The organism is Methylomarinum sp. Ch1-1, from assembly GCF_030717995.2.
Lineage (GTDB): Bacteria > Pseudomonadota > Gammaproteobacteria > Methylococcales > Methylomonadaceae > Methylomarinum > Methylomarinum roseum.
In genome coordinates this window covers 2235190-2260441 of the sequence record NZ_CP157743.1, presented here as the reverse complement: position 1 = coordinate 2260441, position 25252 = coordinate 2235190, and the positions used below count along the sequence as shown (strand labels likewise).

Annotated in this window: 24 protein-coding genes; 6 read left to right on the top strand and 18 right to left on the bottom strand. The window is 50.5% G+C overall.

Features of this window, described 5'->3' with window-relative positions; genetic code table 11:
* Nucleotides 1–362: 362 nt before the first annotated feature.
* Complete coding sequence (locus tag Q9L42_RS10595; RefSeq protein ID WP_305908463.1) at nt 363–674, bottom strand: c-type cytochrome; 312 nt, start codon at nt 672–674, stop codon at nt 363–365.
* 4 nt (nt 675–678) lie between these two features.
* The gene (locus Q9L42_RS10590; RefSeq protein ID WP_305908464.1) at nt 679–2244 is read right to left on the bottom strand and encodes a nitrite reductase; all 1566 of its coding nucleotides are present in this window, start codon (nt 2242–2244) and stop codon (nt 679–681) included.
* Nucleotides 2245–2498: 254 nt separating this feature from the next.
* Between Q9L42_RS10590 and Q9L42_RS10585 the strand changes: the two genes are divergently transcribed.
* The 5 genes from Q9L42_RS10585 to Q9L42_RS10565 all read left to right on the top strand — a co-directional run bounded on the left by Q9L42_RS10585 (nt 2499) and on the right by Q9L42_RS10565 (nt 7202).
* Nucleotides 2499–3062: a MarR family winged helix-turn-helix transcriptional regulator gene (locus Q9L42_RS10585; protein WP_305908465.1), complete on the top strand. Its 564-nt coding sequence runs from the start codon at nt 2499–2501 to the stop codon at nt 3060–3062.
* A 61-nt stretch (nt 3063–3123) separates the two neighbouring features.
* Complete coding sequence (gene pdxA, locus Q9L42_RS10580) at nt 3124–4110, top strand: 4-hydroxythreonine-4-phosphate dehydrogenase PdxA (RefSeq protein WP_349431036.1); 987 nt, start codon at nt 3124–3126, stop codon at nt 4108–4110.
* 4 nt (nt 4111–4114) lie between these two features.
* On the top strand, nt 4115–4903 hold the full coding sequence (gene rsmA / locus Q9L42_RS10575; protein ID WP_349431035.1) for a 16S rRNA (adenine(1518)-N(6)/adenine(1519)-N(6))-dimethyltransferase RsmA: 789 nt from the start codon (nt 4115–4117) through the stop codon (nt 4901–4903).
* A 763-nt stretch (nt 4904–5666) separates the two neighbouring features.
* Nucleotides 5667–6260: a CDP-alcohol phosphatidyltransferase family protein gene (locus tag Q9L42_RS10570; protein ID WP_349431034.1), complete on the top strand. Its 594-nt coding sequence runs from the start codon at nt 5667–5669 to the stop codon at nt 6258–6260.
* A 192-nt stretch (nt 6261–6452) separates the two neighbouring features.
* Nucleotides 6453–7202 carry an IS5 family transposase gene (locus Q9L42_RS10565; RefSeq protein ID WP_305906342.1) on the top strand — a complete coding sequence of 250 codons (750 nt, stop codon included), beginning with the start codon at nt 6453–6455 and terminating at the stop codon, nt 7200–7202.
* A gap of 170 nt (nt 7203–7372) precedes the next feature.
* Here Q9L42_RS10565 and Q9L42_RS10560 read toward each other — a convergent pair whose 3' ends face one another.
* A complete protein-coding gene (locus tag Q9L42_RS10560) occupies nt 7373–7660 on the bottom strand; it encodes a hypothetical protein (protein ID WP_432648834.1) in 288 nt (95 codons plus the stop codon).
* Nucleotides 7661–8319: 659 nt separating this feature from the next.
* On the opposite strand from Q9L42_RS10560, the gene Q9L42_RS10555 reads away from it, so the two are divergent.
* The gene (locus Q9L42_RS10555; RefSeq protein ID WP_349431033.1) at nt 8320–9228 is read left to right on the top strand and encodes an IS4 family transposase; all 909 of its coding nucleotides are present in this window, start codon (nt 8320–8322) and stop codon (nt 9226–9228) included.
* Between the two features lie 121 nt (nt 9229–9349).
* Here the strand turns inward: Q9L42_RS10555 and Q9L42_RS10550 are convergent, their stop codons facing one another.
* The 15 genes from Q9L42_RS10550 to Q9L42_RS10480 form a co-directional block, all read right to left on the bottom strand.
* Complete coding sequence (locus tag Q9L42_RS10550) at nt 9350–9724, bottom strand: hypothetical protein (RefSeq protein WP_305908469.1); 375 nt, start codon at nt 9722–9724, stop codon at nt 9350–9352.
* Nucleotides 9724–10185, bottom strand: a complete 462-nt coding sequence (locus Q9L42_RS10545) for a hypothetical protein (RefSeq protein WP_305908470.1) — start codon at nt 10183–10185, stop codon at nt 9724–9726. Before Q9L42_RS10545 ends, Q9L42_RS10550 begins: the two co-directional genes overlap by 1 nt.
* Before the next feature lie 295 nt (nt 10186–10480).
* Nucleotides 10481–10762 (bottom strand): hypothetical protein, encoded by a 282-nt coding sequence (locus Q9L42_RS10540; RefSeq protein WP_349431032.1) that lies wholly within the window; start codon nt 10760–10762, stop codon nt 10481–10483.
* Between the two features lie 10 nt (nt 10763–10772).
* The gene (locus Q9L42_RS10535; protein WP_305908471.1) at nt 10773–12308 is read right to left on the bottom strand and encodes an RHS repeat domain-containing protein; all 1536 of its coding nucleotides are present in this window, start codon (nt 12306–12308) and stop codon (nt 10773–10775) included.
* A 28-nt stretch (nt 12309–12336) separates the two neighbouring features.
* On the bottom strand, nt 12337–16449 hold the full coding sequence (locus Q9L42_RS10530; protein ID WP_349431031.1) for an Ig-like domain-containing protein: 4113 nt from the start codon (nt 16447–16449) through the stop codon (nt 12337–12339).
* A 359-nt stretch (nt 16450–16808) separates the two neighbouring features.
* On the bottom strand, nt 16809–17867 hold the full coding sequence (locus tag Q9L42_RS10525; protein ID WP_349431030.1) for a sodium:calcium antiporter: 1059 nt from the start codon (nt 17865–17867) through the stop codon (nt 16809–16811).
* Nucleotides 17868–17929: 62 nt separating this feature from the next.
* Nucleotides 17930–18988 carry an AI-2E family transporter gene (locus tag Q9L42_RS10520; RefSeq protein WP_349431029.1) on the bottom strand — a complete coding sequence of 353 codons (1059 nt, stop codon included), beginning with the start codon at nt 18986–18988 and terminating at the stop codon, nt 17930–17932.
* 1079 nt (nt 18989–20067) lie between these two features.
* Nucleotides 20068–20712: a head decoration protein gene (locus tag Q9L42_RS10515; RefSeq protein ID WP_305908475.1), complete on the bottom strand. Its 645-nt coding sequence runs from the start codon at nt 20710–20712 to the stop codon at nt 20068–20070.
* A 6-nt stretch (nt 20713–20718) separates the two neighbouring features.
* On the bottom strand, nt 20719–21723 hold the full coding sequence (locus Q9L42_RS10510) for a S49 family peptidase (protein WP_349431028.1): 1005 nt from the start codon (nt 21721–21723) through the stop codon (nt 20719–20721).
* Entirely contained in the window at nt 21720–22220 is a 501-nt protein-coding gene (locus tag Q9L42_RS10505; protein ID WP_349431027.1) for a hypothetical protein, read from the bottom strand. The genes Q9L42_RS10510 and Q9L42_RS10505 overlap by 4 nt, the downstream gene beginning before the upstream one ends.
* A complete protein-coding gene (locus Q9L42_RS10500; RefSeq protein WP_305908478.1) occupies nt 22195–22797 on the bottom strand; it encodes a hypothetical protein in 603 nt (200 codons plus the stop codon). Before Q9L42_RS10500 ends, Q9L42_RS10505 begins: the two co-directional genes overlap by 26 nt.
* 11 nt (nt 22798–22808) lie before the next feature.
* The gene (locus Q9L42_RS10495; protein ID WP_305908479.1) at nt 22809–23288 is read right to left on the bottom strand and encodes a hypothetical protein; all 480 of its coding nucleotides are present in this window, start codon (nt 23286–23288) and stop codon (nt 22809–22811) included.
* A gap of 76 nt (nt 23289–23364) precedes the next feature.
* Complete coding sequence (locus Q9L42_RS10490) at nt 23365–23850, bottom strand: hypothetical protein (protein ID WP_349431026.1); 486 nt, start codon at nt 23848–23850, stop codon at nt 23365–23367.
* Complete coding sequence (locus tag Q9L42_RS10485) at nt 23819–24289, bottom strand: hypothetical protein (RefSeq protein WP_305908481.1); 471 nt, start codon at nt 24287–24289, stop codon at nt 23819–23821. The genes Q9L42_RS10490 and Q9L42_RS10485 overlap by 32 nt, the downstream gene beginning before the upstream one ends.
* 252 nt (nt 24290–24541) lie before the next feature.
* The gene (locus tag Q9L42_RS10480; protein ID WP_349431025.1) at nt 24542–25234 is read right to left on the bottom strand and encodes a DnaT-like ssDNA-binding domain-containing protein; all 693 of its coding nucleotides are present in this window, start codon (nt 25232–25234) and stop codon (nt 24542–24544) included.
* Between the last annotated feature and the right edge of the window lie 18 nt (nt 25235–25252).

The window sequence follows — 25252 nt, the reverse complement described above, 5'->3', positions numbered from 1 at the left end:
ATCAACAAACCCTCTCGCCCGTTTCACCCGCAACTCCCAATTTGGATAACAAACAGGGCTTGGGGTGTGTTTGGCGAGGATGTCGGCGGCCATGCTCCAAGGATGGGTTTACCCAGCACCTAAATTCCATGGCTACTGGACGATGTTTTACATTCCAGGATAATTTAGGTGCTGGGTGAACGGCGTTCACGACCGACACTCCCCTGGCCCTAAACACCGCTAAAACGCTCAAACTGGGAATGGCTGCCGTTTTGCAGATCTCAGCAACAAACCTACGGCGCCGCGCCGCCAAGCGGATAAACGAGCTTTCGCTCCACTCTGTTTTCATGTTTTGAAGCGTCGTTGACAGGGCTTCATCGATGTTATGGCTCAAGGCCGCCGTAATAATTGGCGATATTGTTGATATCTCTGTCCGTCAAGGACCCGGCGATATTATTCATGATATCGGACACCCGAGTCTTGTCGCGGTATTGCTTCAACGCCATCTTCAAATACTCGACATCGCGCCCGGCCAGCGGCGGAAAAGGCGCGCCGGCGCTGGGGTTGCGAATACCGTGGCATTGCGAACAAACGGCCGCCGCCTTGGCTTGGCCCGCATATAGATTGGCCGCCTGAACGGGCGCCGTCATCATCAGCGTAGTCAACAGCAGCACTGCATAGTTAAACATTTTCATCCGCTTACTCCATTTCATCCGGTGATAAACCGCGGGTCATGTATTTAACCCGGCCGCGGGAGAAAATGCCGGCGGGACTCTCCATCGAAACCGAAGCGACTTTCTTCAGTGTATTGGAGTCATAGACCACGACTTCATCGCCACTGTAGCCGGCGCTGACATAGAGGTATTTGCCGTCCGCGCTGTATTCAGGAAAATAAGCATGACCGCCGACATCCAATGTTTTCACTACTTCCAAACTGTTCTTGTCGATTAACTGAATGGTGCGTGCACGTCTGTCTTTGGTGATGATATCGACCGCGACATAAGGCGCATTGGCGTGCGCCGCCGGCGATTCGGTGCCGCCGGAAACCGGAACCTGCTTGACGACTTCCATGGTATCGAGATCCCAGACGCTGACGACGGTTTTATCGCACGTACCGAAGTTGGTGCCGAAGCCCAAGGTGCGGCCATTCACCTTCACCGCCGAACCGCCGCCCACATGGGGCACGCAACCGGCCGGCAGTTTTTTGATCAGCTCGCGTTTTTCCAGGTCGATCGCCGCGACGATACTGTCATCGTAGGAAGCGACCATCAATTTACGGCCCTTATGAGTGAGGAAGGCATCATGCAGATGACGACCGACATTCTTGATCTTGGTGACCGGAAAACCCTCCTTCAGATCGACCACCCAGACTTGACCGGCATTTTCCAATGCAATCGCGAAAATATCGGCATAAGGCGTGCCGATGATCATGCCGGAATCGGAAGTGACCTGATTGCCATCGGGATCGACGCCTTCCAGTTCGAAGGTCTTCAATGGCTCCAGCGTGTCCGCATCGAGAATCACGGCATTATGCGGTACGAAAGACCCCGCCATGATGTATTTGCCATCGCGTGAGACGCCCAAGCCCGGACCGTTGAAGCCGGTCTTGATGCTGCGCACCGCCTTCATCGAATATAAGTCGACCTTGAAAATTTCCGCAGTATCGGTTTTTACATAGGCCCAACGCGGATTGGCCGGATTGAAGTCGATAATATGCGCCGCCGTTCCGGTCTCTACCTCGCCGACTTTTTGATGATTTTTACTGTTGATGAACACCGCCTTGGAACCGGCGCCGCGTCCATATTTGCCGCGAGCGGCGACACCGATCAGGTCATCGATGTTGTTGATTTGATAAGTGGGCGCGCTCGGCAAAGAATCCTCATTCTTGACATAGACTTTTAATGACGCCTTCATGTCATCAATTGTCCACGCTGGATTCGGCAATTTTGGCGTCGATTGAATGTGCTTAACCAAGGTGCGAATTTCATCATCCGACAAGCGGCCGTAGAATGGAGGCATCAGGGTTTCGAAACTGCCGGTCATGATGATGCTGCGCATTGCGGTAGGACTTCGGCCTTTCAAGGTCTCGGCATTCAGGGCCGGCGCCAGATATCCACCATGGTCGGCGCCATGGCAGCTGGCGCAATTCTGCTGATAAAGCTGGTGTGGATTGATATCAGCTGCCTGGACAGAGCCGGATGACAGAAGCATCGTTACCGCACCCGCCAGAATAGTTTTATTCAGTTTTATTATCTTTTTCTTCATGTTGATTCCCGTCATCCGAATAATAAGTTGAACCGCTAATTAAATCATAATTTTTTTGTTTAAACAGCCCTGAATGCGCAATTACATGCCATAATAAAAAATGCCGGCAGCAACTGCTACCGGCTAAGTGCTTAACATTCGACCTGACTAATGTCTGACCACATTCAGAGAATCTAATGATTTCGATTCGATATCAATTTACCGCATCTTCTTTCTTGTTGTCAATATATATACACCCTAATAGAATATAAGCCATGCAAAAAAACGACATCTATGAACTCATTGAATGCATGGCCGCACTGATACGAACGGAGGAACGACGGAAATGCACCGGTCTTGGATTGCAGCCAGTGCATTTTCAGGTTCTGAACTACCTAGCGCGCTGCAACAAATACAGCGACACACCGGCTGCAACCGCGAATTTCCTCGGCATGACCCGCGGCACCGTATCGCAATCGATTATTATCCTGGAGAAAAAAGGCTATATCGAAAAAGCCCAGGATCAAGCCGACAAACGCGTGGTGCATCTGAAGTTATTGGCGAAAGGACGGGAAATCCTGACGGAAGCGCGCCCGACGCAATTGTTCAACAAAGCGGTCGCCATTTTGAATCAAGACATGCAAAGCATGAGCGGCGACAAGGTTTTTGCCGAGGCATTGACGGCGCTGCAAAAAGCGAACAACTCCAATTCTTTCGGCATGTGCAAAACGTGCAAACATTTCAGCACCCAAAACGGCGCATTCTTCTGTCAGTTGACCCAGGAAAAACTGAGCCAGGAAGACAGCGAAAAAATTTGCCAGGAACACACCCCGGTCTAATTGGCGCGGCATTTTTTCGCCTTATTCTGACGTCATCGTGTAAAATCGCTTGATTTGCCTCATGGATATTCGACGCATCGCATTAACCTCGGGAGAGCCGGCCGGTATCGGTCCGGATCTGTGCATTCAACTGGCGCAACACGACTTTGATTGTCAAATAGTCGTATTTGGAGATCCGGAATTACTAAGGCAAAGAGCTGAATTACTGAACTTGACGATCGACATCGCACATTTCGATGCGAACACGCCGACCTCCCCCCATAAGGCCGGCGCCCTTTTAGTGTCACCTGTCTCCGTCGCCGAAACCAGCATAGCCGGCCAGCTCAATGCGCATAACAGTCGTTATGTGCTAACGACGATTGAAGAGGCGACTCAAGGCTGTCTGGCCGGTGTATTCAGCGCCATCGTCACCGCGCCGGTCCATAAAGGCGTGATTAATGACGCCGGCATCGCCTTCAGCGGCCATACCGAATTTATTGCCGCCCTAACCGGCGGCCATCCGGTGATGATGCTGGCAACCCCGGGTCTCAGAGTGGCGCTGGTCACGACCCATTTGCCGTTGGCCGAGGTCAGCAATGCCATCACCCCAAAGACCCTAAGCGACGTCATTGAAATACTGGACAGGGATTTACGCCAACGCTTTGCCATAAACCACCCCAACATACTGGTTTGTGGACTTAACCCGCACGCCGGTGAAAACGGTCATTTGGGACGAGAGGAAATCGAGATCATAACGCCAGTCATTAACCGACTTAGATCACAAGGCCTGAACCTTCAGGGTCCGCTGCCGGCCGATACCCTTTTCACCCCGAAATACCTGCAAAGCGCCGATGCGGTGTTGGCAATGTATCATGACCAAGGCTTGCCGGTACTGAAACATGTCGGTTTCGGTAAAGCCGTAAACATCACCTTGGGACTGCCCATCATTCGCACCTCGGTTGATCATGGCACCGCACTGGATTTGGCCGGCAGCGGCAAAGCCGAGATCGGCAGCCTGAAATATGCGATTGAAACAGCCTTGACCATGACCCAAACAAAGGAAGGATAACCTGATGACACACAAAGCGCGAAAACGGTTTGGTCAGAATTTTCTGCAAGACCATAACATCATCAGCAACATCCTGTCCTACATTCAGTTATCCAACGAACAACACTGGGTGGAAATCGGCCCCGGCATGGGCGCCCTGACCGGGCCGCTGTTGCAGGAAAACGTTAAACTGGACGTTATCGAGCTGGATAGAGACCTGGTCCGTTATCTTTCCGATCGATTCGGTCAACATCAAAACTTAACGATACATAGCGCCGACGCTCTGAATTTCGATTTTTCCACATTGGCGACCGATGAAAAAAAATTAAGAATTATCGGCAATTTGCCCTACAATATTTCCACGCCATTGATGTTTCATCTACTGGAAAGCTTCGACTGTATCGAAGACATGCATTTTATGCTGCAAAAGGAAGTGGTGGATCGAATTTGCGCGGAACCAGGTAGCAAACGATACGGTCGCCTGAGCATCATGATGCAGTATTATTGTGAGACCGAATTCTTGTTCGAGGTGCCGCCGGAAAGCTTTTCACCGCCCCCTAAGGTGATGTCGGCTATCGTGAGATTGGCCCCGCATCCGCAAGCCCCGGTCGAAGTCAATGATATCAAGCAGTTTAATGAACTCGTGACTCAGGCCTTTTCGCAGCGCCGCAAAACCATCCGCAATTCACTAAGCAAATTGCTCAGCGCCGAACAAATTGCGGCCATCGGAATTGACCCTAGCCAGAGAGCGGAAACGATCTCACTGGCAGAATTTGCCGAACTCAGCAACGCCGTCACCGAAAATAAACGATAGCTTCTAGCTGCGACAAAATGTCACGCGACGATTTGTCACATTCCGCAAGGATACGATTATCGGTAGAATATAAGCAACTCTTAAATGCGCTCCTAAGTTACTGGAACAATTTTTTTCAGAGCATATATCCTAAAAACTTTTCAATGCGGCTCTTTAGCCGCATTTTTTTTGCCTATCCTAAAATCCACAAACAGATCTGCTTCCTTTATTCAAGGTCTCAGGCTTCATATAACAGGGCTCCCTCATTAAAAAATACCTGAACAAACACATTGGTTAATATCGCGTCATCCCCTCTGGGCGGGTCGGGTTATTTAACCCGCCCCAAACGTTTAACTTACTCTAGTCACCGTTGAATCGTTCAGGACCTCGTTGACCTGCTTTTCGCATAGCGACTGCGGACTACTTGCTTTTCGCGCCACTTTACCTATGTAGGATGTGCTGAACTGCGTGAAGCGCATCAAAAACCGGTGCGCTTCCTATCGTCAGCACACCCTACCCCACATCGGTGAGATGGATCACGCGCAGCGGATCGTAGGGCGGCTTCGCGAAGCAAGCCGCCAAAACCCCGCACCGGAGGCAAAATTAACCGTTGTGCGTATCCCGTATGCGATGGCCAATCCCTGCGCCAACAAACGTTTCCGAGAAGCGAATAAACACCCCATAGGCTGTAAGCACATACCCCGATTAAACTTTCTAGGTCCACTATTTGTCAGATAATCAACATTCTGATGAAATTCATGCAGATAATCCTGAGGTCTTAATGATGGCGCGGAATAATTTCAGCGAAATTCACCCCCGATTAACATTGCCCAATTTATTAACCGGATGCCGGTTCGTAGCCGCCCCTTTTTTATTATGGCTAGCCTGGTTTGGCTATCACACTGCGTTTTTAGTGTTGCTAGGCATCGCCTTCCTGACCGATGCCTTGGATGGCCTGGCCGCGCGACTCACTAACCAAGTCACGCATTTCGGCGCCAAACTGGATAGTTGGGCGGATCTGGCCACCTACCTGAGCGTCGGCTTCGGAACTTGGTGGCTATGGCGCGAAATCGTGCACCGTGAAGATATCTATGTCTATATCATCATTGCCTGCTACCTGGCGCCGGTTGCCGTCGGCTTCATAAAATTCGGCAAATACGCCAGCTACCACACCTGGTTGGCAAAACTTTCGGCGGTGTCGGTCGCGATTGCCATTTATCCTTTATTTCTGGCCGATATCGCATGGCCATTCCGTGTTGCGGTATTAATCTATGCGATCACCGCCCTAGAACAAATCGCGATCACCTTGACGCTGAGCGAACCCAGCAGCAATATTAACTCCATTATGCAGCTTGTTAACCAGCATTCCCATTCCTAGTAGAATATTCGGGGTAAACGGGAATATTCCTGAGTATTTTCAGCAGAGATTTTTTTGGCTTATTGACACCGGTTGGCTAATGGGTGACCCCAGGGCTTTGTGTTAGGGGCTGTTGCCGTTTTGTAACTTACCCTTGAATTTCAATAATTCCGCCTCATAACTTGTTTATTTTGAGCCAAAAACAAGCAAACTATGCCGCGACAAATGTTTACGGATGAACACTGGGGAAAATTGAAGATGATTATGTTGAAAATGGGGATATATGACAAACCCTTTCTTCGGCAAACAACCGAAGGGATTTTTTATCGTTTGCGCGTAGGTTGTCCCTGGCGAGATCTACCCAGTGCCTTTGGTAACTGGAATGCTGTTTATAAACGCTTCAATGAATGGTCTCGTAAAGAAAAACTGATGGGTATTTTTAACGAACTGATAGTTGAGCCTGACTTGGAATGGGAATTTATTGATGGAAGTATTGTGAAAGCTCATCAGCATAGTAGCGGTGCGGCCTATGGGCAAGAATCGGCGATTGGTAAATCTGTTGCGGGTAATACAACCAAAATTCATATGGCTGTTGATGCCTGTGGTCTTCCCATCCACTTTACAGTGACGGGTGGCGAAGTTCATGATTGTAAAGAAGCGCCAACCTTGGTCGCTGAACTGCCTAAAGCTGACTATATCGTTGCTGACAAAGGCTATGACAGTGAACCACTACGTGTTCAGATTCAAGACAAAGGAACTGTTCCTGTCATTCCAAGAAAAAAGAATTCAAACGTAGGGAATGATGATATGGATTGGTGTCTCTACAAATATCGTCACCTCGTTGAAAATGTGTTTGCAAGACTGAAACATTTCAGAGCTATTGCTACACGATATGACAAGCTCAAACGAAATTTTGAAGCTTCTGTGGCCTTGGCTTGCGCTTTTTTATGGTTACCTATGTGAAACGGCAACAGCCCCTAAATATTCCAAAAATAAAGATAAATGTTACTCTGACCCCAAATATCTCAAATATCTCGTTACTCTGACCCCAAATATCTCGGGAGTTTCTTTGGACACCCTTGCTTTCGCCTACTTCTTCCCTTCTCACAGGGCAAAGGCTGGACTTTCACCAGCTAGCTGACTACCATGCCAGTCACACCGCGGGCATCCTCCGGATAGTGGATCGCGATCAAACGGTTCAGCTCGTCGTACTCGTAGCGGACGCTAATGCCGCGGGCATCGGTCGCTTCGATCAGGTTGTCGTTGAGATCGTAGCGATAATCGATAACCCCGCGATCCGGACTGATTTCCTGGCGAATACGGCCGAGCGGGTCAACTTGATAATCGGTTTGCGCCCCGTTCGGCGCAATCACCTGGTTCAAGTGGCCGTTGTCGTCATAGGCGTAATCGGTGACGCCCAAGCGCGCATCGATGCGTTTTATCAGGCGGTTGCCGGGATCGTAATCAAAATCGAAGAAAAGGGGACAGATATGAATGGCACTTACTTAAGCGATAACTAGTTGAAAGTATTAAAAAAGGCAGAAGAAGTGATAAACTTATTGTGACGAAACAAAGAAGCAATCACCAAGCCCCCTGCCTTAATGTTCATTAATAACAAACTTATTCACGCCCAGCAACAAAGAATTCAGAAGTACAGAAAAGAAACTCATTCGTATAGTTTTTTTAATCTTCTAACCAGTCAGGAATTATTATCCTCAATTGAAGGGTTGCTGCCCGAACATCGGGAAAGACTTTATCCTCCGACAGAAACACTTTCCATGTTTTTGGCTCAAGGGATGAACCAAGACCGCTCGTGTCAAAAGGCCGTTAATGATGCCGCCATACAACGAATTGCAGCAGGTTTGCCCGCGATAAGCACAACGACGGGCGGCTATTGTCGAGCAAGACAGCGACTACCATTAGCCATGATCTCTGAATTAGTTTGTCGAACAGGCGAACTTATTGATAAGGAAGTGCCTACTCAATGGCGTTGGCGAGGAAAGCGTGTTCATCTAATAGATGGAACGACTGTTACGATGCCTGACACAGCAGAAAACCAGGCCGTTTATCCCCAGCAAAGTTGTCAGAAGCCTGGGCTTGGTTTTCCTATCTGCCGTCTTGTAGGTGTCATCTGTCTGGCGAGTGGAGCCGTTTTAAATGCGTCTATCGGACCTTTCAAAGGAAAGGAGGCGATGAACAAAGTCTACTTCGTAACATGCTGGGAACCTTTAATACCGGAGACCTTGTTCTAGGAGATGCCTATTATGGCACTTATTTTTTGTTGGCATCGCTACAGGAGAAAGGTGTTGATGCCGTATTTGAACAAATGGGAGCACGTAAACGGACAACAGATTTCAGTAAAGGCAAACAGTTAGGTGACGAAGACCACCTGGTGACACTCAAAAAACCAAAGAAAAAACCTGACTGGATGGAGCAAAGCCAATATGATGATGCGCCTGAGACACTCCTTATTCGCGAGGTAAGCGTAAAAGGAAAATTACTTATAACCACACTCCTTTCACCTAAAGAGGCTTCTAAATCTGAGTTAAAAGCGTTATATAAAAAACGCTGGCAAATTGAAGTTGATTTTCGCAATATAAAAACAACCATGGGAATGGAAACTTTAAGCTGTAAAACGCCCGAAATGACTGAGAAAGAAATATGGGTTTATTTTTTAGCGTATAACTTAATACGGCTATTGATGGCTCAGTCCGCATTATTAGCCGATATATTGCCTCGCCAGCTGAGTTTTAAACATACATTACAATGCTGGTTAGCCTGGAATCAACAAAGTGTTTTTATTGATATCGGAACAAGTGAAGAGCTGTTATTCATATTAATTGCTCAAAGACGAATTGGAAATCGTTCGGGACGAATAGAGCCCCGTGCAGTAAAAAGGAGGCCAAAACAGTTCTCTTTACTAACAAAACCTAGAAATGAAGCAAGAGCAGATATTAGAAAGAATGGCCACCCAAAGAAAGTAAAATAAGTGGTTGTTATTAAAAGAGTTATGGGCTTAAGTAAGTGCCATTCGGGACAGATATATTTATCAGTCAGCGGATGGTGGAGATAGAAAATAAATCCGTCCCCTTTTCCTCGAGCTTACATAGTTATTGAGCTTCAACTAATACCAAGCTTGGAAAATCGGCATCATCAACCCAAACAAATACTTGAGTTTTTTCTCCCTTAACATCAACTTGAAGGATTGCGTCATCTTCACTAGTAGATATGGCAAGCTTTTTTCCCGGTGTATTAACAAAACCATCGAAAACCTTCTCACATGGCTCTTTATAAGAATCATCTATCCGGTTTGATAATCTAAGCGTTACCTCACCATCAACATCAGCTTGAGTACCTACAGAGATGCATGACTCATTGGCGGCAACTAAAACATTATCTATGTACTCAGGCACTTGAATATTTTTACTCGCCAAATCGTACAAAAAAATAATTGCGTTAGGTACCAACAAAGTTACTTCTGCCATTAATTCCCTCTTTTCAACTTTTCTTGTCTTACTTGCCCGCCTTGCCTACGCGCACAATTAATACAATGCGGGAAGAACTCTTTTGGCTCACCAAGCGCTTGGGCTGGTTGGTGATCAGCAACAGCATTTCCACTTTTGGTTCCTGGGTTCTTCGTGCCACAGGTATGACACCCGTTCTTTTCCATTAACTCATTAACTTGCCGTTGCTCTGCTGCGGTAGGCTTTCCTCTATGAGCAGGAATTGATTCTTTAGCAAATGGGCCAGGTTGGAGGGTGTCTGCTTTCTTTGTAACATCAACCGCATCATCAATCCGTCTAAGCGTCCCTAAAGCCGGTATGCCTGGAAACAAGCCAATAGCATCAAGTCCTAAGTTTATCGCATTATCGGTACTCGAACATTGATAATATTCATATAGACTTTGGGCAAAGAAACCATAATCCAGAATATCCCAAATTATCAAGCCTTTAGGATCGCTATAGATTAACGGATTTCCGCCAACATACCCATCAATCAGAAAAGGGGACAGATTTATTTATCAGTCAGCGGATGGTGGAGATGGAAAATAAATCCGTCCCCTTTTCCGGAGATGGAAAATAAATCCGTCCCCTTTTCCGCGTCCCCTTTTCCGATGTCGAATGTAAGGCCTGACCCCCCGGGGTACTTTTGACCCCCGGGGTACTTTGAGGAAAGTTTTTACCTGCACCGGGACCACCAGCAGAACCAGGTTTAGGAGTTACACTCTTTGTAACATTCCCTTAATTTTCAGGAAGAGAGATAGACTTAGCCTCTATCTCTATCTTATCCCCAGACTGAATCTCGATACCTATATAGCTATTTCCATTATCAAGAACCCTAGGCCCGTCTACTTCATTGACAGACACGCTTTCCCCCCAGTCTTCCCGTTTCGGAACCTTCAAATCCGCGAGACCTTCAGCGACAAGGAAAACTTCGTTGGAGCTACTATTCTTAAGGGTAATCGTAACTACACCTTTAAGCCATTCCACCAACAAAGTAACAAAAGTCCAGTCGTGCATCATAGTCGTAGTCTCACGGAAAGTTTATAGGTAAATGGGCGGCTGGTGACTCGGGAGCAACAACATTTCCATCAATATCCAAACGCTGTCCTTGCGGATTATTAACATGCCCATGTGGATTTGAGCAGTTCGTATGACAAAGTACGCGCTGCTTCCCTGTAGCAGGATCAACATACGCCCCCTTTCCAGACTTAGGGTCCGGCCCCTTGGGCACCAAGCCTTTGTCTTTAGCCAGCTTGTCGATTTGAGCCGGAGTCTTGTTCGCAACGTCTTTGGGGTTAATATGAGGAGATTTTCCTGCCCCCTTTGTAACATCAACCGCATCATCAATCCGTCTAAGCGTCCCTAAAGCCGGTATGCCTGGAAACAAGCCAATAGCATCAAGTCCTAAGTTTATCGCATTATCGGTACTCGAACATTGATAATATTCATATAGACTTTGGGCAAAGAAACCATAATCCAGAATATCCCAAATTATCAAGCCTTTAGGATCGCTATAGATTAACGGATTTCCGCCAACATACCCATAACTATTCAACCCGCCGTTCAATCCTATCGGATCGGAAGTGATATACCGCCCTGTCTTCGGATCATAATACCGATGCCAGTTATAGTAAAGTCCGCTCTCCGCATCATAATACTGCCCCGGAAAGCGCAGATTGACCGTGGCGCCGAAGCTTTGCGGCTGGCTGTCGCCGAAGGCTTGGCTTTCCCAGCGCCAGGTGATGGACCGGCTGGCGTCGGTGGCTAGGCGCGGCGTGTGCAGATGGTCGCTGTGCAGATAGTGTAGCGTTTCTCCGCTCGCCGTGTGATCGATCTGGGCGACCGGTTCGCGGCCCAGCCACACATAGTCTTTCCGCGCACTGCCGTCGGCATTGGTTTCGCTGATCAGGTTGCCTAACAGATCGTAATGATAATGAATGACCGTGGCGCCGATGAGCTTGTGGCTGCGCTGGCCGTTGCCGTGATAACGGTATTCGGCGACGGTAACGCCGTTTTGCAGGATAGCCGTAAGCCGTCCGGCGTTGTTGTAGACGAAGGTTCGGCCCTGGGCATCCCGGATCAGGTGGCCGGCGGCGTCGTATGTCAGCAGCTGATTGTCGATTGCCTCCAGTTGATTGCCGCCGAGCGTGATGTCGTAAACAGAGCTTTGATTACCTTCGTTTCGCAACAAGCGATTGCCGTTTTCATCATATTGATAGCCAATTTCCGCGCCGTTGTTGACTTCGTTCTGCAGACGGTCCAGTTCGTCGTATTGATAAGCGTGACTGTCGCCGGTTGTGTTGAGGGTCAGCAGATTGCTGTTGGCGTCATAGCTGAGCACGCTGTTCTGACCGCTGCCCAGGGTTTGCGAAACCAGCCGGCCTTGCAGATCGTATCGCCGGGTCTCGCCGAGTCCGTTGCCGAAGTCGCGCCCGGTGATGCGGTGACTGGCGTCGTAACCGATATGGTCCAGGATGATTTGGCTGACGCCGGCTACGGTGGTGGTGATGCGTTCCACTCTGCCCAGGCTGTCGCGGTCATAATGTAGGGTGCGGCCGGACGGCAAGGTCTGGGCGATCAGACGATGCCCGGCGTCATAGGTTAAGATAACGAATGTAAGGCCTGACCCCCGGGGTATGATCCGGTGTGGTCAGGGTTTTCACCTGGCCATCGGCATGATAGGTCAACGTGGTCACGCGATTCAGACCGCCGCCGCTGGGCGGTGTTTCGGTGATCGTATCGGGCAGCCCCTGAGCGTTATAGTGATAGCTCGTCACCAGACCGTTCGGATCGACGATTTCGACGACTTGGCCGGCATGGTTATAGTCGAAATGGGTTTCGTGCCCCAAGGCGTTGATCAGCGTTTCCAGATTGCCGTTAGCCGGATTGCGCACATACCGGGTCGCTTTGCGTTGGCTGGCGTCCAGCGCCATCTGATTGGGGTCGGTGACCGAGGTCAGCAGGTTAAAGACCGGATCGTAGCTGTAGCGGGTGGTCGCATTATTGTACGATTCCGTGACCAATACGAGATTGCCGGCCTCGTCGAACACCCGATCGATATAACTGAGTTGGTCCGGGCGGTGGGTCCTGATGGGGTTGCCGTCGCCGTCACGGTCGATCACCGTCGTCAGATGATTGGCGTCGGTGCGTCGGATCAAGCGGCCGAATGAATCGGTGTTGCTGTATTTGCTATGGCCTTCGCCGTCGGTGAAAACGCTGATCGCGGCCTCGGGACGAACCACCGGCGCCGGGTTGTCGGCGCTGCCGAAGGTGCTGTCGGCGGCGACCAAGCCGATGGTTTGTTCATGATCGGCTTGATGGACACTGCCGTCCGCGCGGATGACTTGTTTGAGCCGGCCATTGCCGCGGTACTCGCGAACGCCGGTAAAGCCGCGTTCGTTGGCTTCGGTGGTCATCAAATGCTTGTGATCGTAGCCAAAACGCTTGAAAGCGCCGTCCGGGAAAGTGACCTGGATCAGGTTGTTGTCGTTGTCGAAGCGGAAGCGGGTCACCCGGCCGGCCGGGTCGGTAACTTTATCGAGTCGACCGTCGGTATAGGCGAAGACGGTTTGCAAATCCGCCGGGTCGGTGATCGTGGTCAACTGCCGGTCGCTGTTGTAGGCGTAGCGGGTGCGGTTGCCGTGACGGTCGACCACGTCGGTTTGCAGCCCTTCGGCGTTGAAGTGGATTTGCGTGCCGTTCTTTAAGGTGCGGGTGAAGCTGCCGTCGTCGTTGGCAACCAGCGTTGAATAATCGCCTGCCGACGCGTCATAATCCGATGTGGTAATGAAATGGGCGTAACGGACGCGCGCTTGAGAATAATTGTAAAAGCCGAATTTGCCGGGTACGAAACTGCCCGCTACATCGAAAATGGTTTCGCCGTCGATGCGAATGACGATGCGGCTGTCGCTATACACCAACTCGTATTGATAGTCGGTATTGGACCTCCAACCCAATCCTGAACCATATTGACTGGCTAATACTTCAAGGTTTTCCCCTGTATGTCTCCATAAGTCGGCATTGCCGCCCGTCACCCGGGACAACGAAAACCCTTCTTGACCACCGCTTTGATAACGGCGCTTCCAATCAAACAACAGAAATTCGTAATCGTTTGGGTTATCGCCGTTGCCGGATTGGGGGCTTTGATAGCCGAAAACAAAACCGATAAAGTCGTCATCGCTGCGGGTCTCCACTCGAAAACGACCGGTAATCGTGGTGTTAATTTGATTATCGGGACCGACGAAAAAGGATGGTTGTCCGTTGATGGTTTGCACGACGGATAAGCCGTCACCGGAGACTTGCCAATTGCCGGCGGATAATGGACCTTGTTGTCGCCATTGATTCAAGTCAAGGTTGACGCGCACACGATCGAAAACATCCTGCTGTCCGCTACCATCGTAAATCAATACCCGGCCATCGTTATTTTGTTTCAGCCTGGAAACGCCGGCGATCCCCCAGCCTGCGCCATAAGGACTGGCTTGCTCATTGATGACGACCATGGAATCGCGCAAGGTTGTCGAACGGCTTGAGCTGGCGAAATGGTTGGTCACCCTAATGTTATAAGGATAAATCCCCGTCGCCAATGAACTGGCGTCCAATAAAGAGACCGCACGCAGGGTTTCGTCGACGCTTTCGCTGAAACCACTGGTAGAAAGATAGCTGGGATTGTTTTGCCTTACGCCGCCGATAATGGCTTGATGGGATATCTTAGGCGGCACCGCAGAGCGACGAACGATAGTGGCGTCGAACGGTATGGCCGGATTAGGCCAGGCCCGACCACTGCGGTAACTAAAGCTGAGACGCCGACGTTTACCTTGACTGGCGTAGGAAGGCAGACTGAAGCCAGAATTCAGGCAACCGCTCTGCGTGGTCAAGGTCGAATTGGTGACCGTTTGATCTTGGTCACAGGGGGAAACATGACTACCGGGCGCCTGGCTGGTGTTGTTGGCTTCGGGCGGCAAAACGCTATGCCAATCGGTGGCGCTGACGCCACCGGCAATCGTTTCAATGGACTGCCCATCGGCCGATACCTGCCCCGTCCCGACGATGACGAAGGCGCCCATTTCCGGATCGATCGACCAGATATCGACTTCATTGCCCGGTTCCAGGTGATCGATATTGGGGAAGGTCAGTGCGACCGGCTCGGTGAACGTGATTCCCACCGGTTGTATCGTGACCAGCAAGCCGGGGTCTATCGTTTCCGGCATCGCCGCCGGCGCTAAGTTTCTCGGCACTTCGGAAATGGAAAACTGCCCGGTAAAATAGGAGCCATCCGGATTCTTTGCGGTATATGGCGGCACGGTAAAGGAAACGCCCAGGTTGGGATTGGCGACCCGCGTTTCGATGGCCGGGTCGATCTGGGTAAGACTGTCGCGGTCGATGCGCGGCAGGTAGAAAGGACGCGCTTCGTGGTTTTCCACATGCGCGATCAACGGGTATTGCTCGCGAAAACCGGCATAAGGGCCACCGACCGGGGAATCCTGTGCGGTTGCCGCATTAATATCCAAGACTTGCGTGCCGGCGGTCAGATTGCTGAGGGTAAAGTAGCCCTGGCTGTCGGAGCGTGCCGATGAACCGTTATGCCGAAACGATACCGTCGCTCCGACAATCGGCGTCACGATACCCTGTTGATAATCGTTGGCGTCCAACAACCGTCCACGGAAGCGCGTGGGAGCGCTTCCGTGGACGGCCGGCACCGTGATCGCTACGGTCTGCTGGTCGCCGGCCCGGCCGTCGCTGACCGTAAACGTCAACTCATGAACGCCAATTTGGTTGACGTCGGGCTTGAACACGAATCGGCCGCTAGCGGCATCGAGACTGGCGCCGGGCGGCAAGGGTAAATCCAGCACCGAATAACGGAGCGTATCGCCGTCGCTATCGCTGGCGTTTAAATCGAATGTCAGTGTGCTGCCCAGCGGCGCGCTGACATTGTCGATGGACTCGAGAACCGGCGTCGCATTGGGCTGCAGGGCGCTAATCGTCACCTGGCTCTGGGCGCTGTCCAATTGGCCGTCATTGACCACCAGACCGGCGACATAGTTGCCTTCGACATCGGCGCTGAAAGCGGACGAGGCATTGCTTAAAACAGCCTGGCTAGTCGAGGGTTTGGCGATCAATGTCCAGCGATAATTCAGCGCATCGCCGTCGTCATCGAACGAGGCGCCGCCGTTTAACGTCACCGATGCGCCGACCGCGACGGTTGGGTTGATGCCGGCATCGGCGAACGGCGCGTTATTGACGTTGCCGGTGATTGCCACGGTCACCACCCCACCCGGCTTGCCTTGCAGTTGCACGCTCAGTTCATTGACCGAAGCCAGCGTCACCGGAACGCTGATAACGTCGGTGTTTTGATTGAAATTGTGAGGTCCAACCACCACGGCGCCGTTTAGCGTGATCGTGCTGCTGCTGGCGAAACTGCCGATCGCCTCATCGTCTTCCAGGCCGCCATTGTAGACGGTTAAAACAAAGCGGCCATTGAGATGTTCGGTGAAAAACGTGCGCTTTTCGGTGACCGGCGCACCGCTGGCCCGGCAAAATGCGCCGGATCGAAGGCGGTGACCGTTTCGGCCTGAACCAAGCCCCCGTATGACAGCATTAACAGCGTCATGATCCCCAACGTCATCGCCGTCAGCGCGGACGCTAAAGCCGCAACAGCCGGCGACAGGGACGCGCAAAAAACGGCGTCGCCGCTTAAAGATTTGGAACAATTTGAAGAATGAACAGACCGAGACTGAATGCGTGGCGCCAATAACCTTAACATACGCTTCCCTTTATCCTTGATGGTTGGTTTTGCTTCCCGTCATCCTGTGTAGATGTGCTGGGGCTTAACATGAGTGCGAGAAATTAAAGCACAACTTCCTTTCGACGGTTGCCAGTCTTGGCTGAAATTTATGTCTGTAAATGCTGAAAATATGTAGAAATGCCGGACAATTCACAATAATCACCGGCATTGCCAATCTTCCTTTAGGCCACCCAGGATTATTTTTATTCAACATTTAATCCCGTTCTCGAGACGAGTGCCCATGCGTTAAGATCATAGGAATACTGGAGAATAAACGCTTTTTAGCTAAACACCCCCAGTTAACATCACGATCACGCCGATGCCGTACAGAACGATGATCGCCGCGCTTTCGGTGCCGATTTTGGCGATCCCCTGCTCCTCGCGCCGTATCAGGCCCATCATCAATACGCCTGACATCAACAGCGTCAGCGTGACCCATAGTATCGACGCCTTCGGCATGACATGGTAAATCGAGCCTTGCCGGTAAGCGATATCCGAAGCGGCGGTGAACAGCGTGTCAAACACATTGCCGCCGAGAATTCCGCCGACCGCCAATGTCAAAGCACCGCTACGAACCGCGGCAATGGAGGTCACCAATTCGGGAATCGAGGTGCTGACCGCGGTCAACAGCACACCCACCGCGGTCTCACTGAGGCCGGTTTTGATCGCGATATTATTCGCCGCCGGTTCCAGCAACCAACCGGTCATGCCCAGGATCACAAGCAATAATATGAAGCGCAGCCAGAGACTTGACATCGAAGACAACAGGCTGCTTTTTTGGGGAATGTCTTGTCGGGTTTCACGCGTTACCAAAGGACGCCACATCGGTTGCAATCTGGCTCCTCTCACCAACCTGATGCCGTAGAAATAAAACCCCAGCAGCAGCGGCGTGATCGGGTGGATAGCAAAAAAGGTGACATCGGGTAACAGGGGCGCCAATAGAATTAGCGCCAACAGGGAAATCAATAAAGCGGTTTGCAGCATATTTGGCGCGGAGGCGGCGGCGTGTTCGAGATTCGCCCGCCGGTAACAAAAATCGGCCACGGCCAGAAATAGCGTTTGCACGGCAATGCCGCCCAGGGCGTTGCTGACCGCGAGCTCGGGATGCCCCTTCCAGGCCGCCGTGACCGACAACACGGAACCCGCCAGCGAAGTCGCCCCGCCCAGGAACACGGCCCCGGCGACCGCTTCTCCCGCCCCGGTCCGATCCGCGAGCTGATCGACCACATAGGTAATCCAAGTTCCCGTCACCGCAATAACGAAGGCGCAGCCGGCAAAGACGGCAATGCTTTGGGTCAGAGACCAATGATCAGGATTAAAAAAAGGCAATTGATTTCCTTGCATCCAGGTCGTCAGTGAGCGCCACAATGACGACTTTAACGATTAACGCCGCCATCGCTCCGCCATCACTGGCTTGAGTAAAATTTATGATACAACTCGACCATCGTCAAAAATAGAATCGCGATGATCGGACCATAGAATATCCCGCCCAGGCCGAAAACCGTCATTCCGCCGATAATGGTGAACAACACAAACAGCGAATTGATCTGAATTCTATTGCCAATGAAGATCGGTTTGAACCAGTTTTCCGTGACAAAAGCCACCACGGTACAGTAGATGAACAACATGACGCCGGAAAAGACCTGACCCGTGCTGGCCAGATAGATACAAGCCGGAATATAGACTATCGAGATCCCCAGCAGCGGTATGAACGCCAATATAATCATGATGGTCGTCCATAACACCACTAAGTTGATGCCGGCCAACCAAAAACCGATTCCCGCCAAAATACCTTGTATCAAGCCTCCGACGCCATTACAAACGAGGGTCACGAAATTCATTTGATTGAATTTCTCGATAATCAATTCTTCCTGGTCATCCGGCAGCGGAGAAAGCTTGAGCATAAACCTCTTCAGCGGAATGCCTTCGGCCAGCAACGCATAAATGACCAGAATCATGATCATGAAATTAAATAAGAAACTGACGATGTTTTCAACGATATTGTTGATCGTCACGATCACCAATGCAGAGACATTTCTTATTTGACTCAGAATCTCATTGATAAAATTATTGACATGAACCTCGACGCCTAGCATCGTGTTCAATTTTTTAAGGCCTCCGGCAATATGGCCGTTACCCATGAAAAAATCTTTTACCGACTCGCTGCTGAGAGGCAAAACCAGGTTTTGGTATAAGGTCACCGCCTCCTTCGACAGCACGAAGGAAAGATAGAGGGTCGGAAAAAAAATAACAATGACGACCAAAAAACAAATGACGACCGCGGCCAGTTGTCGCGTTAGCTTTGTTTTATCTAACAGTATTTTGTACAACGGGTAGACGCTACCCGTAATGATTGAGGCAAATATGATGGCCGCCAAAAATGGCTTTATCATCATCCATAACAGATAAAGCAAAAACAGCAACACCACTGCGAAATATAAGCCCGCTACATTGAATGTTCGCACAACTTCCCGCCCTAATTATTTTCAGGATCATAGCTAAGGCAGCAATTCCTTTGGCGTTCAAAAAGGGCATGGGGTGTGTTTGGCGAGGATGTCGGCAGCAAGGATGCTGCCGTCAAGCCCCCAGGGATGGGTTTACGGCGCTCCTCGACAGACACACCCCATGCCCTAAACCCCGCAAAAATACTCAAACTGGGAATTGCTGTAGCTAAGGCCTTTATATTATCAAGCTTATCGAGAGTACGCGGAGAAATTGCGTGGTTTGAATCGCGATGGCCGAATACAGAAACAAATCTGCATTGGAATCGATCTAATTTTAAGACAATAAAAAAGGCCCCAACAGCGAACTGTTGGAGCCTTTATCATTCTTTGGTGAGGGCCGGAATCATAAAGCCTTATAAACCAAGACATACAGCCATATTTTATAAAAGTTACTGTAAAAGTTACTACTTTTTTTAACTCTCTCCCCTTGCCCCGACATGTTCCTCCGTTGGTAGGCGGCAATAACCCCATGTCGGTGCCGCAAATCGTCGGCGAATGGGGCGAAAGGGGCGAAAACCCAGCAACCACGGGAACATCGACCGGGCGAAAATGGGGCGAATCGGGGCGAAAACGCCCCTGGCGCCACCCTAAGCCAGCCTGAATTTACCGGCATCCAGTCTATTAGCACACTAAATGGAAACAATCGATTCCCTAGCATGATTTCATGCCAACTTCATACAGGCCTTTATATTCATGGGATACAGGCCGGCATGATTCTTGATATAGGTAATGTTTCCTAAAAGTGAATAATGGACTTAGCCCCCCTAGCTGGGATAGACTCACGCCAGCCCAGCCGGGCGGCCATCGCCAGCGCCGCGCCCGTCCGGAAAGCTGGTAAAGCGATGGTGTTTCCAGCGCGTTGTTCCTTTTTTCGTTGGCGCCACTTGCGTTTAGGCTTGCGGTTCTGCCTGGATGGTTTGGTGTAGTCGTCCATTCTCCGGTCCCATATACAAAAAAAAGCCGGGCGCTAAGCCCGGCAAGCAATCTTATTCAACAAACTTTCCCAAGCTTTCCCCGGCTTGGGTCGGTGTTTAAGCTTCTTATCGTAAAATAATGCCGTCGTCGTTCATCGCCTCAATGCCTGTTGTTTTGGCATCCGCACTGATTCCAGTTTTCCAAACAATTTCGTTACTGTTGATCTCGGCATCCCGGACCAAGGCGACGCCCGACTGATCGGCGGCGCTGGCGTCCACGGCATCGAACAAGATACCCGCGGCAACTTCGCGCCCGTCAACCCCGTCGGGGTCGTGTTCGGCATACTGGTCGATTTCTGCAACCGTGATGGTGAATCGGTCGCCGACAATAAAATCGATTACCCCATCGCTCAAGGTAAACAGCAAACCGCCGAAATTGAATTCACCGCCAACCGATCCGACGCCGATCAAATTACCATCGGGCGCAATCACCTGATAATCGCCGGCATCGGTTTCGGCTGCCGTGATGGTCAAAATGTAATCGCCCGGCATGGCTCCGCCGCCGCTGAGGGTAACGGCGCTTAATGCGCCATCGCCAGTGTTGCCGCCATCCGCCGCCGTACTGGTCGCTCCGCAGGTGATATGGCCCAACACAGCACCGGCGGCCAGGTTTTGACCCGATGCAATGGTGACGGCTTCGCGGCTTCTCAGACCCTTAGCCTCGGAAACAATAAATTCTCCTGCGTGGGTTACTTCATCTAAAAGCGTCATGTTCTTTTATCTCCCATAATCTCTTTTGAATTTGGCTATGGCCCCGCCCCAACCCCCTGAGCTTTCCCCGGCCTGGGTCGGTTTTTTAAACTCTTTACCCCCAAGCTTTCCCCGGCCTTGGGCGGTTTTTATACTCTTTGCTCCGTTTCCTGGCTTAACACCATTACCTCCGCCTCGTAACGCGCTAACCTTATCAGCGGCTTGCTTCCAACCGTGCGCGGCCTGAATTTCATCATCGGCCAGCGCAGACAGCGCCGGTTTACTCGCCTGCTGACCTTGCATAATGCCTTGCAGACTGCCCAGGCCATCGGCAAGGCCGGCTTGCACCGCATTAGCGCCGACGCGCACATCACCGCCCAACGCCTTAATGCGGTCTTGACTCAACGATGGCCGCAATTGCGACAGCGCACTAACAAAAACCGACTCCAGGGCATCGACGTGGGACTGTGCAACGCTCCGCCCGGCGTCTGTTTCCAGATCGGGGCGCTTGTGTGGCGCATTGCTGCTGACAATTTCAATCTCGCGCTTGCTTTTGGCGCTGTAGATTCCCACCACGCCGATGCTACCAAGCGTCGCCGTCGCATCGATCACGATTTCATCGCAGGCGGCGGCCAACCAGTAAGCGGCGCTGGCCGCCATGCCGGACACATAGGCCACGGTCGGCTTGTTCATCGCCTTAATGGCGTTCGCCAGTTCGTTAACGCCGGTGACGCTACCGCCCGGCGAGGAAAAATTCAGGACGATTTTTTTAACCTGAGGATCGCTTGCCGCTTGCGTCATTAATGCCTGAATGTCAGACAAGGCCGTTCCGAAGCCAAAAAAGGTCAGAATATTGGATTTTGGAAATAACACGCCGTCAACTTGAATAATGGCCTGAGCCGACTCTGTTTTAAGCGCTTGCGGCGCTATCATCGATGATTCAGACACCGTGCGCGGCAAACGCGCCTCGATGTCAAAAAGGCTTTCCAAATTTTCCTTTGGTAGCCCATAGGCTTTTTCCGTAAAAATCATATTCTTTGCGCTCCCTTCTCAGGCAAATGGGTTTTTGCGATGCGACAACATGCCGTATGCAACTGATTAAGCTTGCCGGGCGGCCAGTCCAATAACGGCGCTAGGGTTTTGGCCGCTGCCAGGGCAATAAGCTGATTTTTAGAATAAATTGCCTTCAGCCGGTTATTAGACTGGAAGGCTTCGATATTTCGGTCGAAGGCCCGAGATGTTCCCTGGCCGCTGTATGAACTCAACGCCGGAAAGGCGGCAACTAGCAGTTTGATGGGGTTCTCGCCATATTGTTTTTTTTCGCTGTTGGCATTGATTTGAGCTTGGAATGATTGGCGTATTTGCTCGCCTTCCAGCTCTTCCGCCAGCAATTCCGCGTCGGCGGGTTCTTGGCTTGATGGCTCCGTGCTCTGTGGCTGCTTTGGTGGCAAGCCGCGCATGGCGTTGACCCGATCAGCGGCCCGGCTCCAACCGGGATCGATTTTAGACGTTTGCTTTGACTGGTTCATCTTCAACCTCCATCATTAACACGACCTCCGGGTTTACATCGGATCGGCGGTAAAAGCCGGCCATGCCCAAATCCTCGGTGGCGCAGATTAACGCTTCTTCTTCCACCTCCAACGCATAGCGGCGTTTCAGCAAGTCCGCTTTTAGTTGAGGACGTTCAGCCAATGGCGGGCCGGATTCGATGTTAGAGGCTTCGCGCTTTGCCATGTCATGCAGATGCCGGCGCATGGTGTCGCCGAAGATTGGGATTAGCACATCCGCAACATTGGCGGCGGCGTTTATAATTCGCTCACTGCCGCTCGGATCAATAATCATGCGGTCAAAATCAACTTTTGTATCAAAAACGCCGGGGCTGGCTATTTTGCGTTCGTGGAAAAACTGTTCCACGCTGCTGGCGTCTGAGTAGTTTTTAATAAAACGGTCGATGTTAACCAAGGCGTCATCCAACGGCAACGGCGCATTGTTCAGCCAATGAATTTCGTCGTTGATTTGCTCTATTTCCCCGCGCAGATTTTGCAGCTCTTTCAATGCCTGGCTTCGGCTTTTTTCGAGGGATGTTTTCAATTTTTCAGAATCCATGAGTTGCTCCTTTATGCGATTAAGCCGGCATCCGGTGCTGGCGAATAAACAGTTTTATCCCCTTTTCCATGCTTGCTTGCAAATTCTTCCAGTTGGTTAAAACACCTGCCATAGTTTTCCTGAGCTTCGGCGGCTTGATCCTTGATTTCGCGTGACTTTTGGCGCTCGTGGAGCTGTTTATAAAGCTCAGTCAAGGCATGTTTGCCGATGAAGCCTTTACTTATATTTAAGTCTTTACAGATGGCGGCCCAGTCATGGGTAATTTCGTGAATTTTATTGTCTATTTCAACAGCTGAAAGTGTTTTGGCGTCGCTGTTGATGATAGCAAGGGCAGTGTCACAATCTTTATGAGAGCTGGCAAAATGTTGGAATTTGCGGCTATAGACCTCGCTTTCATAATCAAAATTGTCGCTGGCATTGCGATAAATTTGATGAAGCTCAGCTTTTTGCTTTTGCATTGTTTTCCATTTTCTAATGTTAAATTTTTTCATTTTGACCTCAGTTGATTTAACAGGGTTTCAGAATACAAAATGAAAAAATTTCAATCCAGTGGCGGATTAAAGTTTTTTAATTGCTCACTGAGCGATTGAATGTATTTGATTTATCAGTGAAAAAAGGCTTTAACGCATCATGAAAACCGCGCGTGTCCCTCGGCAGCGGAACGCCGGAATCGATGGCTCTAACTATCAGGCGCTCGACCTCGTTGGTCGGATTAACCGCCTCTGACTTTATCGCCCGGTGTATATTGGCGGACAACCTAGCCAGCTCGATGCACCGCGCCCAATGACTGCCTTCCAATAAGCTGAAAGCGCGTAACAATTTCCTGTCCCGCGACATTTTCGCCGACCGATAGGATACCGACTGCTTGCCCCGGCCAGATTGCGGCATCACAGCCTTTCTGAACGCATCATCCAGACTTTCGCCATCTTTATAACGAGTTATCGCATCACGTAAGAATGCTTTTTGCTGCTCCAGCAATCTACCCTTGCTGGACAGCTGCTCTTCGATCTCCAGCAGTTCCTCAAGCATCAACTTCTTCCCCGTCTTGTTCATCAAACCAATTAATCTTAGCCTCTTTCAAGGTCTGTTGGACCTCATCCACCACCCCGGAAACAATGTTCATTTCATGAGGCGTCAGCGCCACAACCGATGATTCAACACGGCTGGGTATCGTGCCTATTCGCTCAGACACCGCCGCCAGGACGCGATCAACCCCAGCGTCTAGTTCGTCGATCGGCCCATATTCCCGGCGCTTGGCGTCATTCTGCATTTCAATCTTTTCCCGGTGCGCCCTGGCCAGCGCCGCCCGTTCGAATGCCAAATCCAGATCACCGCAGGCCGCGCGTTCGTCCGCTTGTGACTGCAAATGCCCACAATACCGGCGGACCCAGTCGCCGAAGGTGCCACCTTGGTTCAATATCTGCCTACGACACAAATCACTGACGACCGGCTGCGTAATGCCGACCGCATCGGCAAAAACCTGTTGACTCACAGGCTTTGAAAGGTCAATAACACTAATATTATCAACATCTTGCATAATTATAACCCCTTTATAAATCGCTCGGGAATAGCGAGAAATCGGGCCTCGAATTACCCGCAATCTCCTGATTTGCTGGAAGGACCCTTTTGTTTTTATCACCCTTCATGACGTTCCGCCTCCTGCTTTCTGTAAAGCCAATAATCCGAGTACCGGGCAAAACCTAATTGCTGTATTTTCGTCATGCCTAGCCTCCTGGTGTAAAAACTACTCATCTGTATAAACCCCTTGCAAGCGGTCAAACAATCCCGGCGACTGCAAATAATCAATCATCCTCAGAGCGAGGCGGCGCGTCCATTCCTCCTGCGTATATTGCCGCTCAGGGTTCGACCACCAATAGGTAATAAAATCCGCCTCCCAAACTCGATCAACCTGGCTTAATTTAAAACCTGCTTTTTTTAATAGTGATTGAAACAGAGCAACATCTGGCTTCCATTCCAAATTCATCGGGAAAATTTCGGTTTCACCGACCTGGTTGATGATTGACAGGTTGTAATAGTTTTCTAGTGAATGTTGATCTGAGTCAACACCCTGTTGATTTAAGTCAACACCCTTTTTTTCATCCTTCCTATATCCCATAACCTTAAAAAACAACTCCGTAAGTTTTACAAAAAGCCGCTTGTCTTCATCATCCTGATGAGTCACTATCAAACCAAGAGCTGTTAATTTTTTAATACGCTTGGAAATACCGGACTTTTCTTTAACCCGTAATATCGGCATCTGATCGAGTGCTGTTTTAAAGTTAAGCCAAACATAATCACCACGCCGACACACCCCAAGGCTTCGGCTACGGCTCCAATCGTGTATGTAATCTAGGATTAGCCAGTCATCCAGGTCGGTGCAGTCAGAAAGCCTGTAATGATCGATCCCGGATAAGTTAATGTGAGTTGAATACTTCATCCTCAAATATCCCCGGAA

Bases quoted from the DNA above. Each gene is read 5' to 3' on its own strand.
- Q9L42_RS10490 (WP_349431026.1), bottom strand. From the start codon at position 23,850: ATGAACAAGACGGGGAAGAAGTTGATGCTTGAGGAACTGCTGGAGATC.
- Q9L42_RS10495 (WP_305908479.1), bottom strand. From the start codon at position 23,288: ATGAAAAAATTTAACATTAGAAAATGGAAAACAATGCAAAAGCAAAAA.
- Q9L42_RS10515 (WP_305908475.1), bottom strand. From the start codon at position 20,712: ATGACGCTTTTAGATGAAGTAACCCACGCAGGAGAATTTATTGTTTCC.
- Q9L42_RS10480 (WP_349431025.1), bottom strand. From the start codon at position 25,234: ATGAAGTATTCAACTCACATTAACTTATCCGGGATCGATCATTACAGG.
- Q9L42_RS10525 (WP_349431030.1), bottom strand. From the start codon at position 17,867: ATGCAAGGAAATCAATTGCCTTTTTTTAATCCTGATCATTGGTCTCTG.
- Q9L42_RS10585 (WP_305908465.1), top strand. From the start codon at position 2,499: ATGCAAAAAAACGACATCTATGAACTCATTGAATGCATGGCCGCACTG.
- Q9L42_RS10540 (WP_349431032.1), bottom strand. From the start codon at position 10,762: ATGATGCACGACTGGACTTTTGTTACTTTGTTGGTGGAATGGCTTAAA.
- Q9L42_RS10510 (WP_349431028.1), bottom strand. From the start codon at position 21,723: ATGATTTTTACGGAAAAAGCCTATGGGCTACCAAAGGAAAATTTGGAA.
- pdxA (WP_349431036.1), top strand. From the start codon at position 3,124: ATGGATATTCGACGCATCGCATTAACCTCGGGAGAGCCGGCCGGTATC.
- Q9L42_RS10505 (WP_349431027.1), bottom strand. From the start codon at position 22,220: ATGAACCAGTCAAAGCAAACGTCTAAAATCGATCCCGGTTGGAGCCGG.
- Q9L42_RS10595 (WP_305908463.1), bottom strand. From the start codon at position 674: ATGAAAATGTTTAACTATGCAGTGCTGCTGTTGACTACGCTGATGATG.
- Q9L42_RS10565 (WP_305906342.1), top strand. From the start codon at position 6,453: ATGCCGCGACAAATGTTTACGGATGAACACTGGGGAAAATTGAAGATG.
- Q9L42_RS10590 (WP_305908464.1), bottom strand. From the start codon at position 2,244: ATGAAGAAAAAGATAATAAAACTGAATAAAACTATTCTGGCGGGTGCG.
- rsmA (WP_349431035.1), top strand. From the start codon at position 4,115: ATGACACACAAAGCGCGAAAACGGTTTGGTCAGAATTTTCTGCAAGAC.
- Q9L42_RS10570 (WP_349431034.1), top strand. From the start codon at position 5,667: ATGGCGCGGAATAATTTCAGCGAAATTCACCCCCGATTAACATTGCCC.
- Q9L42_RS10550 (WP_305908469.1), bottom strand. From the start codon at position 9,724: ATGGCAGAAGTAACTTTGTTGGTACCTAACGCAATTATTTTTTTGTAC.
- Q9L42_RS10500 (WP_305908478.1), bottom strand. From the start codon at position 22,797: ATGGATTCTGAAAAATTGAAAACATCCCTCGAAAAAAGCCGAAGCCAG.